Consider the following 14,575-nt stretch of genomic DNA (forward strand, 5'->3'; position numbering starts at 1 on the left):
AGCCACAATGTGTCACCAGGCGGTAAGTCAAGATTCTTGTGGGGAAAGGATGGTCATGCAAACATCGATCATTGTAGCCTTTGGCGCAGCAGCGCTGATCGCGTCTACAGCATTTGCGCAGGACAGCGATCAGACGCCTCCGACAAAGGCCGAACTGGCCTTGGCAAAGCGGCTGGAGGGGCGGGTTGCAGGTGACCCGGTAAGCTGCATAACGGCTTATCCAACTACCCGTGCGCAGGTGTATGACCGCGTCGCGATCGTGTGGGAGCATGGCGATGTTCTATACGTCAATCGACCAGCAAATGGTGCCCATGCACTCAACGACAGAGACATCATGGTACAGCGCCGCACCACAAGCCAGCTATGCAGTGTCGACACCATCGAGATGCGCGACAACATTGGATTTTTTACAGGAACTGTATTTCTGGACCAATTTGTACCCTATTACCGTTCTGATGCAGGCTGATCGGAACTGCGCGCCCGGCGCCTGGCGCCTAGGTACGCGGAAAGGATCGCAGGCAGACTAAGCAGCGGATGCCGCTCGGCAAAAGCGCTGAGTGGCACGCGGGCGCCGGTATGCCGTTCCACTTTCCACGCGAGATAGCGAGCACCACCGTTGAAAGTCATTGCCGCACGCAGCAGGCGCACAAGATTAAGCGGCTTTCCAGCCAGACGACGCCGCTCCCAGCGCGTCTGTGCCTCCTGGACAAATCCTTGCGACAGCAAAGGCTCCAATGCGTCACCTTGCTGACAGTAGGCGATGCCCGCTGCATCCCAGGCCGCGGTCAGCAGGCCGTCGAAATGCGCGGCACCATAATCGAGGATCTGCTCTTCGCGTCCCGGCTTTTCAATGCGCAATTCGGCCCGATAAGTGGCGCGGAACAGAGCCTGCCAGAAGCTGCGTTCCGTGCCTTCTCGTGGTCCGAGCACCGCGGCGAACTGGGCGGCCGTTCTGACAGCCTGGCAAATCGCGTCATTGACAGCAGCGCCGGCTGCATCATCGGCTTGCCATACCAGAGCCGCTGGTTGGACAAAACGCGTCCACACGGTGGTATCAAGATGATACCCTCCTGCCGCATGCAGGAAAGTGGCCAGGTTCATGACCGCCACCTTGGCCTGCAGCTTTTGCTCACCCTGCTTGCGCCTGTCCACAGTGCCATCGGCCGCATCTTCAGATACGACCACCTGTTCATGATAGGCAACCCGGGGCCACAGTCCCTGCTCCCTCTGGCCGCTTTGCAGCACGTAAAAGTCGAGCACCCCGTCAAGCGACCGGCTGCGCAGGTTCGATCCGTAAAACATGACCGCTTGCGCATGGTACTGTTCGGCCAGCGCTGCTGCAAAAACGCTGATTTGCGGTGCCACAGGTGCGACAAGCCCGCCGGCAACACATTCTGACAGTTTTCGCGGTAAGTCTGTATCCTGCGTTTCCATCACGGTATCACGTACTGAACTGGAGCACCTTTCTTCAGCCGATAACGACCGGCAGCAAAACGCTCGCCGTCAAAGATGAAGCCGCCGTCAAGCTCGATGTCCAGCGTGTCGGCATCAACCCGGTGCGCCCCACAATCTTCAAGCGCGGGATCGGTGCTGCCTCTGATGATCTTGGCGAACATGCGCACGAACCTGCGCGGCGGTGCATCCACGATCAGCGCTTTCATGCCTGCACGCGGCGGCCCGAACGGCTTGATGCCAAGTGGCATGGTCTCCAAGGTCGTCACCAGCATAATGAAGCGTTGTGCATCGCTGTCCAGCGCAGCATTGTGCATGGCTTTTGCATGACGGTCGTATCGGATGCGCATCCGCTGGCCGGCTCGCCACGGCGAGCTATCGCGGCCAAAAGCGACGTTCAGCACAGTGCCGGCGGTCGAAAGTGCGACCGCAAGATTGTTGAACGCCCCCAGATGATGCGTTTTCTGAGCAAGATCCGTGGAAAGCACGAACGCACCCGCGCCGAACAGATAACCGCGGACGCAGGGTGGCTCCTGCCGCTCGCCACCACGGGGCGCATCGAGGTCGCCGTCGGATGGATTGCAGTCGTAGATTTCGATCGGGCGGCGGCTTGCGAATTGGCCTGAGCGCCATGCCGCGATCGCATCGGCTACATCCCAGTTGCGCGGCACACCAAGATCGAGCGCAAGAGCATTTGTCTTGCCACGGGGCAGCACCGCCACTGCAGGCGCAGCGTCATGCCCCCACATCGTGCCCGCGCATGACAGCACGTCGCGAACTGTACCATCACCGCCTGCGATGATGATGAGGCCGACGCGATTATCCTGCGCTCGTGCAAGCACATCATGCAGGCTTTCGCGGGTTTTCGGCTCGGCTATCTGAACGCCGCTGGGAACTACCGGTCTTTGCACGCGGTTGCGATGGCTGCGCGGATTGACAATTACCAGCGCCTGCGCAGCATTACCCGGGTGCGCGCGCGACGATCTGCCCTGCAGGGGCGCGGCTTCCCCCATCGCAGCGCGCGGCAGGCGGGACGGTGTACCAAGCTGGCGAAAAGATCCGGTCACGCCGCGGCCATAGCATGGGAGACGTGGATCGCACCTGAATTGTTCGCGGCGCAAGCGCCTGCTGCGTGCTCTGGAGCGGATCGCACAGGATGTCTTGGCAACGCAGGCGTCAACAGATCGCAAAGACAGCGCCGGGGCCAGACCTGCAGTGCGCAATTGACGACATTGCTGCAAAAGATCTGTTCATCTGCGGTTGTTCAGGCCTAGGGGCGGGAATGTCATGGAGCTTCAAGCGACAATTTAGAAGGAACGGCCCCGAAGAACCGGGGCCGGCCTCCCCATTGCAGCGGGTGGCACGCAATTCCGGCTGGCTCCTGTCCGGCAAGGGTCTCGGCGCGGTCTTGTCGCTGTTCTACATCGCTATCGTCACCCGAACGCTTGGTCCGGCAGGTTACGGCGTCTTCGCGCTTATCCTGACCATCGCGCTGTTTATCCGGCGTTTCATCACTTTTGACAGCTGGCAAGGCGTGGTCAAGTTTGGCCATGAATACAGCGAGACGGGCGACGACATCCAGCTTGGGCGCCTTCTCGGCGCGACCCTGTCGATCGACATCATGACCTCCGCCGCAGGTCTGGTGCTTGCGCCGCTCATCTGTTTTGGTCTTGGCGGGTTCTTTGGCTGGGAACCGGTGGTGCAGGTCTGGGCGACTTTTTATACGGCAGTCCTGCTGATCGGGCTTTATTCCACTCCGACGGGACTGTTGCGCATGCTCGACCGGTTCGGCGCTGGCGCGGCGGCAGAGACAGCCGTGCCCATCGTGCGCATGATCGGCGCGCTTGTCGCACTGGCGCTGGCGCCCGGGCTGGACGGGTTTCTCATCGCCTGGATGGTGTCAGAATTGTGCGTCTCCATCGCTTATTGGGCGCTGGCATGGAAATATGGCAGGCACATCGTCGGCAACATCCGGCTGATCAACCCGTTTTCCATTGGCCGGCGCTTCCCTGGGCTGTGGCGTTTCCTGTTTGCCTCCAACATCAATCTGACAGTCACCACGCTGATCGCCCAGGCGCCCATACTGCTGCTCGGCAGTCTTGCCGATGCGGCGGCGGCGGGATACTACCGGCTTGCAGCGCAGCTTTCCAATTCCATGACCAGGATCAGCCAGTTGCTCAGCCGCGCCATCTTTACGGAAATGGCGCGCAGCAATGCCTCTGCCGACCGGGAATTTTCGCGGCGCGAACTTGCTCACCTTCTTACCCGCACCAGCATTGCCGCAGGACTTGCCGCTGCCGTTATTGCAATTGCCTTGCTTGTGTTTGGCAAGCCGCTGATCCTCCTGATGAGTGGTGCGGAATACCTGCCAGCATTTCCATTGCTGCTGCTGCTGGGCATGGCAGCGGCGCTCGAAGTGGGCAGCGTCAGCATCGACCCGATGCTTCTGGCTACCGACCGCAGCCGGCAGCTTGCATCGGTGAGGCTGGCGACGCTGGCAATCATGCTTGTGGGGATCGCGATCAGTTTTAAGGATCACGGCCCGCTGGGCATTGCCTGGTCAGTGCTGGTTTCAACGATCGTTGCGCTGGTCCTGCGCGCAATTCTGGTCTTGCGCACCGCGGCACCCGATGGGCGGACAAAAGCGGCGGCCGATCAACCCGATCCCGACGCCTATGAATAAGGTATGTCGCCGCAGGTTTCGCCTGTGGACGATATGACAAGGTGCAATAGTCATCGGCTCCTGTGTAGTTTAGCGTCGCCTGTCCAGGATCGGGTGCCATCATGACCAGACCCGTCGAGCTTTGAGGACACGAACCCGCCACCATGTCAGCCCCCGCTATGCCAACCCCGGCCCGTTCCGCAGAACCGTTCAAGGCTGACAAGCTGCTCCTGTTCGGCGCGACTGGCGATCTGGCACAGCGTATGCTGCTGCCATCGCTGTGCGGTCTGGACAGCGATGGCCTGCTGTCTGACAGCATCCGCATCATCGGCACTGCACGGTCCGGGCATGATGATGCTGACTACCGCGAGTTTGCACGCGATGCGCTGACCCGCTTCCTGCCCGGGGACCGCACGTTCAATGTGGATCGTTTCCTGAAGCGACTAAGCTACCAGCGGCTCGATGCATCAACGGCAGAAGGGTTCGACGCGCTTGCAGACAAGGTGGGGCCGATCGGAAGCGAAGCCGGCGAAGGATTGGCAATTTTCCTGTCCACTGCGCCCTTCCTGTTCAAGCCGACGATCAAGGGACTTGCCGCCAACGACCTGACGACGGGAAATGTCCGCATCGGCCTTGAAAAGCCGCTGGGTCACGATCTGGCGAGCAGTTGCCAGATCAACGATGCGGTCGCGCAAGCCTTTCCCGAGCGGCAGATTTTCAGGATCGACCATTATCTGGGCAAGGAAACGGTGCAGAACCTGCTTGCGCTGCGGTTTGCCAATATCCTGTTCGAACCATTGTGGAACGCAGCACATATCGACCACGTGCAGATCAGCGTGGCCGAAACGGTCGGGCTTGAAGGAAGGGCCGGGTTTTACGATGATACCGGCGCATTGCGCGATATGGTGCAAAACCACATGCTGCAATTGCTTGCGCTGGTCGCGATGGAGCCACCCACCAGCTTCGATGCCACGGCGGTACGCGACGAAAAGGTCAAGGTGCTGCGATCATTGCGTCGGGTGGCGGCCGATGAAACTGTGGCCGGTCAGTACCGTGCCGGCGCGATCGGGGGCAGCGCAGTGCCGGGTTATCTTGACGAGCTTGGCAAACCGTCCGACGCTGAAACCTTTGTCGCCATCAAGGCCCATATCGACAACTGGCGCTGGCAAGGGGTGCCGTTCTATCTTCGTACAGGCAAGCGGATGCCCCAACGCACGACCGAGATCATCGTCAGGTTCCGCTGCGTGCCATTCTCGATCTTTGCCGACAAAGGGGCAAAAACGCAGCCTAACGCGCTCGTCATCACCATACAGCCTGAGGAGAACATCCGCCTGTCGTTGATGGCGAAGGTGCCAGGTCTCGATCGGGGCGGCATCAGGCTGCGCAGCGTGCCGCTCGATATCGCCATGCCCGATGCTTTTGCCGGACCGGAACGGCGTATCGCTTACGAACGGCTGCTGCTGGATCTTGTCGAGGGAAATCAGACCCTGTTCGTCCGCCGCGACGAAGTCGAAGCGCAATGGCGCTGGGTTGATGCGATCCGGCAGACATGGACTGACAACGACATGACGCCCAAGCCATACACCGCTGGCAGCCATGGCCCATCAGCCGCCATTGCGCTTGCCGAACGGAATGGGGTGACCTGGCATGAATGAGCGGACGACCTGCGCGGAACGGCCACGCGTGCCACAGGTTGCACTCCCGACAGCAAAGGAGCAATACAACAGACATGGCTGAGCTTCACCCCGCCATTGCCCGCGTAACCGACCGCATCATCGAGAAAAGCCGCGCAAGCCGCAGCCGCTATGTCGCCTTGATGGAGCGCGAATCAGGCCGTACCCCTGACCGGCGCCAGATCGCCTGTTCCAACCTTGCCCATGCAATCGCAGCCTCCGGCAATGACAAGGCCGCCATCGCTGATCCCCAAACACCCAATCTGGCGATCGTGACTGCCTACAACGACATGCTGTCGGCGCATCAACCCTATGGCAGATACCCTGAACAGATGAAGCTGTTTGCGCGTGAAGTAGGCGCGACAATGCAGGTTGCAGGTGGAACGCCGGCCATGTGCGATGGGGTGACGCAAGGGCAGGATGGCATGGAGCTGTCGCTGTTCAGCCGCGATGCGATCGCCATGGCCGGCGCAGTAGCGCTCAGTCATGAAGTGTTCGACGGGATGGCGATGCTGGGCATCTGCGACAAGATCGTACCCGGCCTTCTGATCGCGGCATTGCGCTTTGGCCACATGGGCTGCGTCTTCATTCCCTCCGGCCCGATGCCGAGCGGGATCTCCAACAAGGAAAAGCAGAAAACCCGGCAACTTTACGCCGAAGGCAAGGTTGACAGGGACGCATTGCTGGACAGCGAGAACGCATCCTATCATGCGCCGGGCACCTGCACGTTCTTCGGCACGGCAAACTCCAATCAGATGATGATGGAGATGATGGGCCTGCACATGCCGGGGGCGGCGTTTGTCGCGCCGAACACCGCGCTGCGCACGCAGCTCACCCGGGCTGCCGTGCACCGGCTGGCGCAGATCTCGCAGCGTGGCAGCGATCCCCGCCCCTTGTATCGCTGTGTCGATGAAAAAGCGGTCGTGAACGCCATTGTGGGGTTGATGGCGACGGGGGGGTCGACCAATCACGCCTTGCACATTCCCGCCTTTGCCCGCGCGGCCGGCATCATCGTGGATTGGAGCGACATGGAGGAGATTTCCCACACCGTGCCGCTGCTTGCCCGGATCTATCCGAACGGATCAGGCGATGTGAACCATTTCCACGCAGCAGGCGGCATGGGATACGTCATTCGCGAACTGCTGGACGCAGGGCTCGCGCATGATGACATCTTGACGATCGGCGGACAATCGCTGCGGGACCAGGCCGCAGAACCTGTACTCGATGATGAAGTGCTGACCTGGCGGCAGCCACCCGAAAGGTCCGGCGACGATGCCATGCTGCGTCCCGTGCGCGAGCCGTTCCAGAACGATGGCGGCATGCGGCTGCTGTCAGGCAATCTGGGACGTGCCACGATCAAGATCAGCGCAGTCGCACCCGAGCACTGGACCATAGAAGCGCCATGCCGGGTGTTTGATACGCAACGGGCGGTTGCCGACGCTTTCAAGGCGGGCGACCTAGAACAAGACACCGTCGTCGTGGTCCGCTTTCAAGGTCCGCGCGCCAATGGCATGCCGGAATTGCACAAGCTGACACCGGTGCTCGGTATCCTGCAGGACCGCGGGTTCAAAGTAGCGCTGGTGACGGACGGGCGCATGTCGGGAGCATCGGGCAAGGTGCCCGCGGCCATTCATTGCACACCCGAGGCAAAGGATGGCGGCCCGCTGTCACGCCTGCGGGACGGTGATGTCATCAGGGTTGACGCTGTGACAGGCGTGCTCTCGACAACGGCAGACCTTGCGTCCCGCACTCCGGCAGAAGCCCCCCCGCCGTCAGAAGGGGTCGGTCGCGAGATATTTTCAATCATGCGCGCCGGTGCCGATGGGGCAGAACAGGGCGCATCGGCGATGCTGTCCGCAGCGGGGCTTTGAACATGACGAAACCGGTCGACGGCATCCGCACGATCATGACCATGGCCCCTGTCATCCCGGTGATCGTGGTGGAGGAAATTGCCCATGCGGTTCCCCTCGCCCAAGCGCTGGTGGCAGGCGGCCTGCCTTGCCTGGAAGTCACTTTGCGGACGGCATGCGCAATTGACGCAATCAAAGCAATGAGCCGCGTTGAAGGCGCGTTTGTCGGCGCCGGCACGGTCCTGAACGAAGCGCAGCTTGCCGCTGTACAGGAAGCGGGCGCGCGGTTTATCGTGTCACCCGGCCTCACGCCATCGCTGGGCAAGGCCATTATCGGCAGCGGTATCCCCTTTCTACCGGGAGTGGCAACGGCGACGGAAATCATGCTTGGCCTCGACATGGGTCTCGACCACTTCAAGTTCTTTCCCGCAGAGGCAAGCGGCGGCTTGCCGGCATTGAAGGCACTGGCAGGACCTTTCACGCAAGCATCCTTTTGCCCGACCGGCGGCATCACTGCCAGCACCGCCCCTGGCTGGTTGTCCCATCCGCAGGTGCCTTGCGTCGGCGGAAGCTGGGTTGCCCCTGCCGGATTGCCTGATGTTGCCCGAATCACCGCCATGGCGCAGCACGCGGCCTCCCTTTGAAGTCTCACAGACAAACCTGCTGTTCATCCAGGGTTGACGATGCATTTTCCAGCTAGGCTGCGGCCCGACGGTTTCGTGCTGGCGCTGCTTGCCACCGTGCTGATCGCCTCTTTCCTGCCGGCGCGCGGCGGAGCAGCGGATTTCGCGCAGTTTATTGCAGACGCCGCAATCGTGTTCCTGTTCTTCCTTCATGGCGCCAAGCTGTCGCGTGCCGCAGTGATCGCAGGCGCGGTACACTGGCGGCTGCATCTTGCCGTGCTGGCAATGACGTTCGGCATCTTTCCGGTGTTGGGACTGCTGTTGACCATGCTCCCCCTGCTCGATCCCGATCTTGCCGCAGGCGTGCTGTTTCTCTCCGCTGCGCCATCAACGGTGCAGAGTTCCGTCGCCTTCACCGCGATTGCAGGCGGCAATGTCGCTGCCGCGGTGTGCAGCGCGGCTTTGTCCAGCCTCCTGGGCGTTTTCCTGACGCCGGCGCTGGTCACTCTCCTGATCGGCGGTGAGCAGGCAGGTCAGTTTACGACCGCGGCAATCGTAACGATCATGTTGCAGCTGGTCGCGCCGTTCCTTGCCGGCCATCTGCTTCGCCCCATGATCGGGCGATGGATAGAGGCACGCGCAGGGCTCGTCTCGTTGGCCGATCGTGGAGCGATTTTGCTCGTTGTCTATGCTGCGTTCGGCGCGGCAGTGGCAGAAGGTTTGTGGACCCGGACCGGTACTGGCGAGCTTCTGCTGGTGCTGCTGATCTGCGTCGTCATGCTGGTTGCAGCGCTGATGCTTTCTGCCATCATCGGTCGTGTGCTCGGCTTTTGCGAACAGGACCGCATCGTGATCCTGTTCTGCGGATCGAAGAAAAGCCTTGCCGCTGGCGTTCCCATTGCCGGCGTATTGTTTCCCGCTGCCACCGTCGGCACCATCATCCTGCCGCTGATGATCTTCCACCAGATCCAGCTGATCGTCTGCGCCTGGATTGCGCGCTGGTATGCGCAACGCAACCCTTCGCAAGGGGCTGAAAACGGCGGGGATGTGAGCAGGGACGCACCGGGGCGCAGCTGAGAAACCGTCTTGCCCGGCGCTGGCCTGCATGCAATGGCCGGGCGGGACATGACCAATCCTGTACACACCAGTCCCATCGACACTGCCGCGATGCTTGCCAAGACCGAAATCCTGGTCGAGGCGCTGCCTTACATGAAGCGATATGCCGGCCGCACGTTCGTGATCAAATATGGCGGACATGCAATGGGAGACCCTGAGGCTGCACGCGATTTTGCCGAGGATGTCGTGCTACTTGGTGCAGTGGGCATCAACGTTGTCGTGGTTCACGGCGGCGGACCGCAAATTGGCGCCATGCTGAAGAAGCTGGGCGTGGAATCAAGCTTTGTCGATGGCCTTCGCGTAACCGATCGGCAGACGGCGCAGATTGCCGAAATGGTCCTGTCGGGCGCCATCAACAAGGAACTGGTTGGCTGGATCCATGGCGCAGGTGGGCGGGCGATCGGCATTTCTGGCAAGGATGGCGGACTGGTAACCGCCCGCAAGATCACGCGCACGCGCAAGAATACCGACAGCGCGATCGAGCAATCGGTCGATCTTGGCTTCGTTGGGGAACCCGAAGCAATCGACACAAGGATCATCAGCACTGTCGTCGATGCCGGGCTCATCCCGGTCATCGCGCCCATCGGTGCTGACCGCACCGGTCAGACCTACAACATCAACGCTGACACCATGGCAGGTGCGGTTGCCGCTGCCATGGGCGCAGCGCGGTTGTTCCTGCTGACGGATGTTGCGGGGGTTCTGGATGCAGGCGGCAGCCTGCTGACCGATCTGACCCCTGGCGATATCGCTCGTCTGGAGGAAGATGGCACCATCAGCGGCGGGATGATCCCCAAACTCCAGACCTGCGTACAGGCTGTAGAAGCCGGGTGTGAGGCAGCCGTGGTGCTGGACGGCCGCGTGCCGCATGCGATGCTGCTCGAAATATTTACCGAAAGAGGTGCAGGAACGCTTATAAGGGCATGATGAAGAACAACGCCCCCCTGCTTCCTGCTGCTTTGCTGCTCCTGCTGGCTGCCTGCAACAGCGACGCCCCAAGTCAGGCTGATACAAGGTTTGCAGAAACGGGCGATATTGCGCCAGCAAGACCCGCACCTGATACCGATACCAAAGCGCCGGTAGCTGCTGCGACACAGCCGTTCAACCTGCACTTGCCCGGCCCCGACCAGGAGAAGCCGGAGCCATTGCTGCGTTACTGGAAGCAGGCTGTAGAAGCGGGCGATCGCACAGCGGCGCGCCGGGCATGGCGCCAAGGCATCGGCAGCGGCGGAACCGCACCGCGCTGGTCCAACCTTTCCGATATTGTCGTAAACTACGGCACGGGCCGCATGCAAGGCGCTGCCGGATCAATTTACTACGAAGTGCCTGTCGTGCTCAAGGGAACAGGCGCCAGCGGCAATGACACGACACTCGAAGGCCGGCTGACCTTGCGCCGCGTCAACGATGTGCCGGGTGCCAATACTGAACAGCTGAGCTGGCGCATTGCCAGCATCGACTGGGATGGCTGACGAGACCGCCCGGATCGCAATGTGCGGTTGATGCATGGTCTTGCTTTCCGCTAGAGGGGCTTTGCGCTAGGGGAGACTGGCAATCTGCCGCCGATCATCAAGGAATTTTTGCTTTGCTCCTGCTGACACTGATCCAGATCGTGAACCTGCTCGTGTCGGTGATCGTCTTTCTGGTCATCGCGCAATTCGTGCTTTCGCTTCTCATCTCCTTCAACGTGGTCAACACGTCGAACCAGCTTGTATCGGCGGTTTATTCTGCGGTGACTGCCCTGCTCGACCCGATGCTGCGCCCGATTCGCAAGATCATGCCCAACACCGGAGCCATCGATTTTTCCCCGCTGGTGCTGATCATCGCGCTCCAGGTGCTGCAGATCATCTTGAACAATTTAGCTGCGGCCGGTTACTGAGCCATGGCCCGGTTGATTGACGGCAAGGCGTTTGCCGCCAGGCTGCGGACGCGAATCGCTGATGAAACTGCCGAATTTGTGACGGACACGGGACGCAGGCCGGGATTGGCGGTGGTCCTTGTGGGTGATTACGCGGCCAGTCAGGTCTATGTGCGGGCCAAGCAGAAAGCCTGCGAGGAAGCGGGCATGTCTGGATCCGTGCATCGGCTGGCACCGGACACGACCCAGGCCGAACTGCTTGCCGTCATCGCCCGCCTGAATGCCGATGCAGCAACAGACGGGATCCTGGTGCAATTGCCCTTGCCCGATGCCATTGACGCAGATGCCGTGATCCAGGCGATCGACCCGGCCAAGGACGTGGATGGCTTCACCACCGCCAGCGCCGGTCGCCTGCTGATCGGGCTGCCGGGCTTGGTTGCGTGCACGCCGCTTGGCTGCCTGATGCTGCTGAAGGAAGTTGCAGGCGACCTTGCCGGCAAAACCGCCGTAGTGATCGGGCGGTCCGATATCGTCGGCAAGCCAATGGCGCTTCTGCTCTTGCGCGAAAGCTGCACGGTGACCGTTGCGCACAGCCGGACGCAGGACCTGCCTGCTGTCGTGCGCAGCGCCGACATCGTAGTCGCAGCGGTGGGTCGGCCAGAGATGGTCAAGGGCAGCTGGCTAAAGCCCGGCGCGATCGTCATCGATGTTGGCATAAACCGTGTACCTGCCGCCGCCGGCAAGACACGTCTGGTAGGCGATGTTGATTTTGATGAAGCCGAACAGGTCGCAGGAGCCATCACGCCGGTACCGGGCGGCGTCGGCCCGATGACCATCGCCTGCCTCCTGCACAACACGTTGAAGGCGGCGCGCAGCCGCGCCGGGTTGAACCCGACCACATGAACAAAGCGTCAGTGGAACACGATCAATCCCTGCCGGTGGATGCGCGCGTGACTCATGTTTGAGATCTTCCTTTCGGCCTTCATCACCCTGTTTGTGGTCATCGACCCTCCGGGCTGCGCACCGATCTATGCAGGTCTGGTGGCAAAGGCGGACCAGCAGGCGGTCCGCTCCATGGCGATCCGCGCATCTATCATTGCATTGGTGATCCTGCTGGGCTTTGCCTTGTTTGGCGAGGCATTGCTGGGGGCTTTGGCAATCGAGCTCGACGCGTTCCGCATTGCGGGCGGATTGATGCTGTTTCTCATCGCGCTGGACATGGTGTTCGAAAAACGCACCGAACGGCGAGAGGAGCGGGCTGAAAAGGTGCTTGCCGATCCGGAGCACGAAGACGTGTCGGTGTTTCCCATGGCCATGCCGATGCTGGCCGGGCCCGGGTCCATTGCTTCGATCATGCTGCTCATGGCACGTGCACAAGGGCTGGAGGAAAGTATCGCCGTGCTGGGCGCGCTGTTGGCGGTCATGCTGCTCACCCTCGTTGCGCTGCTCGCTGCCCGGCCGATCATGCGCTTTCTGGGGGCGCGGATCGAGGCAATCATCACCAGGCTGCTTGGCGTCCTGCTGGGAGCGCTGGCGGTTCAGTTTGTCATCAACGGGTTGCGCGGAAGCTTTCTCTAGCAGCAGCGGCGGCCCGAACGGGGAAGACTTTTCGGTGCTGACGCCGTGCGTTTTACCCGACCCGCTATTGCAAAGTCACCGCATCATCGTCACCGCGCATGCTGTAAAACTGCATCAGCTGGATCAGAAGTTCACAACGCTTGCGGATCCCATCAGCCTCCAGCAAGGCCTGCTTGGACGCCGCGTCGAACGGCGCCACCTGGCTTACCCCATTGATTAGCGTCTCATCGTCAAGCCGTGCAACCTGCTCCCAATTGACGGTGTAGCCCTGCAATGACGCAAATCGCCGTGCCTCCTCCTCGAACGACGCGCGTTCGACTGGGTTGAGCACTTCATCCTCCGGCTCCTCCAGCAGCAGCGCGCGCGCCTGCCGGAAGGCGGTCTCTGCCGAAAGCTCGCGCTCGATCCTGAAACGCGAAACCCCTTCCAGGATGAGGTTGAAACGGCCGTAGTCGAGCGCTTCCACCTCGCCGATGCGACCAAGGCAGCCGATCGAGAACAAGGGCGCATTTTCAGCCGTGCTCCTTGGCTGCACCATACCGATGAGCCGGTCGCGCGCCAGCGCATCTGCAACCAGCGCGCGGTATCGGGGCTCGAATATGTGCAAGGGAAGTTGCAGACCCGGAAACAGGATTGCGCCTGCCAGCGGGAACAGCGACAGACGGGTCGTATCGAGGTCCGTCACTCTGCCCTCACCCAAACAGGATCGTGGCGAGCCGGCGGCGCATGCCTGCTACCCACGGATCCTCTATTCCGACGGCATCGAACATCTGCAGCAGTTTCGCTCTGGCCGCGCCATCCTGCCATTCGCGATTCGCTGCGATCATGCCAAGCAGGGTTTCAGCCGCCGTGTCCCGCTCTCCTGCAGCAAAGGCTGCAGTGGCGAAATCCATCTGGGCATCCATGTCAGCAGGCCGCTCAACCGCAGCCTTGCGCAGATCTTCAAGCATGGCGGCGTCGGGAGCATCGCGCTTCAGATGCAGCGCAGATGCCGCCTGCATCACGGCCGGATCACTCGCCAGTTGCGGGTCCAGTGCCGCAAGCGCCGCGTCCGCTTCATCGACATAGCCTGCCTGGGTCAATGACCGGATCAGCCCTGCCTGAGCGGCGCTATCGTCGGGCTTAATCTCGACAATCTGCGAAAATATGCCGAGCGCCCTTTCTGCATCGCCACCTGCAAGGATGTCTTCGCCCATCGCCAGCAGCGGTGCGAGATCCTGCTCTCCGGCGGGTTCTGCGCCATCCTCTATGGCGCCCGACGCACCGGGCTCCAAAGGCAGCTGACCAAGGATCTGATCGAGCGCGGCGCGCAACTGCTGCTCTGTGCGCGCAGTGGTCAGATCGGCCACCGGCTGACCCTGAAACATCGCATACACAGTAGGAATGGACCGGACTTGGAACTGTGCCGCGATGAACTGATCCTCATCGACATTGACCTTGGCCAGCACGACACCTTTTGCCGCATATTCCGCAGCGATCTTTTCAAGGGTCGGTGTCAATGCCTTGCAAGGCCCGCACCATTCGGCCCAGAAGTCGAGGATCACCAGCTTCGTCATCGATGGTTCGACAACAGCCTTGCGAAAGCGGTCAACTGCTTTTTGCTCATCCAGGTTGAGACCGTTGGTTGCCAAGTGTGATGCTCCTGTCAATTTCATTGGCGCAGGCATTCGTGACGCTGATGCGCGTGCCGCAGATCTGCATGCCGGCAATGTGGGGCGAGGATTGGCATTTGCCAATAGTCATGCGGCACCAGCGCCCACCGGTTTTGC

The 14,575-nt window shown here is 61.2% G+C and carries 15 protein-coding genes; 11 read left to right on the forward strand and 4 right to left on the reverse strand.

What is annotated here, in order from left to right; genetic code table 11:
* The first annotated feature begins 55 nt into the window (after nt 1-55).
* Nucleotides 56-466 carry a hypothetical protein gene (locus RM533_RS04280; protein ID WP_311339961.1) on the forward strand — a complete coding sequence of 137 codons (411 nt, stop codon included), beginning with the start codon at nt 56-58 and terminating at the stop codon, nt 464-466.
* On the opposite strand, the gene RM533_RS04285 is transcribed toward RM533_RS04280, so the two are convergent.
* Together RM533_RS04285 and RM533_RS04290 are read right to left on the reverse strand one after the other, a co-directional pair.
* Complete coding sequence (locus RM533_RS04285) at nt 445-1,434, reverse strand: hypothetical protein (RefSeq protein WP_311340170.1); 990 nt, start codon at nt 1,432-1,434, stop codon at nt 445-447. The genes RM533_RS04280 and RM533_RS04285 overlap by 22 nt on opposite strands.
* Nucleotides 1,434-2,519, reverse strand: a complete 1,086-nt coding sequence (locus RM533_RS04290; RefSeq protein WP_311339962.1) for a diacylglycerol/lipid kinase family protein — start codon at nt 2,517-2,519, stop codon at nt 1,434-1,436. The genes RM533_RS04285 and RM533_RS04290 overlap by 1 nt, the downstream gene beginning before the upstream one ends.
* Before the next feature lie 290 nt (nt 2,520-2,809).
* Between RM533_RS04290 and RM533_RS04295 the strand changes: the two genes are divergently transcribed.
* The 10 genes from RM533_RS04295 (at nt 2,810) to RM533_RS04340 (ending at nt 12,806) form a co-directional block, all read left to right on the forward strand.
* The gene (locus tag RM533_RS04295) at nt 2,810-4,135 is read left to right on the forward strand and encodes a lipopolysaccharide biosynthesis protein (protein WP_311339963.1); all 1,326 of its coding nucleotides are present in this window, start codon (nt 2,810-2,812) and stop codon (nt 4,133-4,135) included.
* Between the two features lie 158 nt (nt 4,136-4,293).
* Nucleotides 4,294-5,769: a glucose-6-phosphate dehydrogenase gene (gene zwf, locus RM533_RS04300; protein WP_311339964.1), complete on the forward strand. Its 1,476-nt coding sequence runs from the start codon at nt 4,294-4,296 to the stop codon at nt 5,767-5,769.
* A 74-nt stretch (nt 5,770-5,843) separates the two neighbouring features.
* Entirely contained in the window at nt 5,844-7,658 is a 1,815-nt protein-coding gene (edd, locus tag RM533_RS04305; protein WP_311339965.1) for a phosphogluconate dehydratase, read from the forward strand.
* Between the two features lie 2 nt (nt 7,659-7,660).
* A complete protein-coding gene (eda, locus tag RM533_RS04310; RefSeq protein ID WP_311339966.1) occupies nt 7,661-8,281 on the forward strand; it encodes a bifunctional 4-hydroxy-2-oxoglutarate aldolase/2-dehydro-3-deoxy-phosphogluconate aldolase in 621 nt (206 codons plus the stop codon).
* Between the two features lie 39 nt (nt 8,282-8,320).
* Nucleotides 8,321-9,337 (forward strand): bile acid:sodium symporter family protein, encoded by a 1,017-nt coding sequence (locus RM533_RS04315; protein WP_311339967.1) that lies wholly within the window; start codon nt 8,321-8,323, stop codon nt 9,335-9,337.
* A gap of 48 nt (nt 9,338-9,385) precedes the next feature.
* Nucleotides 9,386-10,300, forward strand: coding sequence for an acetylglutamate kinase (gene argB / locus RM533_RS04320; protein WP_311339968.1), 915 nt, complete (start codon nt 9,386-9,388; stop codon nt 10,298-10,300).
* Complete coding sequence (locus RM533_RS04325; protein ID WP_311339969.1) at nt 10,297-10,842, forward strand: hypothetical protein; 546 nt, start codon at nt 10,297-10,299, stop codon at nt 10,840-10,842. Before argB ends, RM533_RS04325 begins: the two co-directional genes overlap by 4 nt.
* Before the next feature lie 113 nt (nt 10,843-10,955).
* A complete protein-coding gene (locus RM533_RS04330) occupies nt 10,956-11,249 on the forward strand; it encodes a YggT family protein (RefSeq protein WP_311339970.1) in 294 nt (97 codons plus the stop codon).
* A gap of 3 nt (nt 11,250-11,252) precedes the next feature.
* Nucleotides 11,253-12,131: a bifunctional methylenetetrahydrofolate dehydrogenase/methenyltetrahydrofolate cyclohydrolase FolD gene (gene folD, locus RM533_RS04335; protein ID WP_311339971.1), complete on the forward strand. Its 879-nt coding sequence runs from the start codon at nt 11,253-11,255 to the stop codon at nt 12,129-12,131.
* 54 nt (nt 12,132-12,185) lie between these two features.
* Nucleotides 12,186-12,806, forward strand: coding sequence for a MarC family protein (locus tag RM533_RS04340; RefSeq protein WP_311339972.1), 621 nt, complete (start codon nt 12,186-12,188; stop codon nt 12,804-12,806).
* Between the two features lie 64 nt (nt 12,807-12,870).
* Here the strand turns inward: RM533_RS04340 and RM533_RS04345 are convergent, their stop codons facing one another.
* Nucleotides 12,871-13,506 (reverse strand): LON peptidase substrate-binding domain-containing protein, encoded by a 636-nt coding sequence (locus RM533_RS04345; protein ID WP_311339973.1) that lies wholly within the window; start codon nt 13,504-13,506, stop codon nt 12,871-12,873.
* Nucleotides 13,499-14,437 carry a tetratricopeptide repeat protein gene (locus RM533_RS04350; RefSeq protein ID WP_311339974.1) on the reverse strand — a complete coding sequence of 313 codons (939 nt, stop codon included), beginning with the start codon at nt 14,435-14,437 and terminating at the stop codon, nt 13,499-13,501. Before RM533_RS04350 ends, RM533_RS04345 begins: the two co-directional genes overlap by 8 nt.
* Between the last annotated feature and the right edge of the window lie 138 nt (nt 14,438-14,575).

The organism is Croceicoccus esteveae (genome assembly GCF_031846435.1).
Taxonomy (GTDB): domain Bacteria; phylum Pseudomonadota; class Alphaproteobacteria; order Sphingomonadales; family Sphingomonadaceae; genus Croceicoccus; species Croceicoccus esteveae.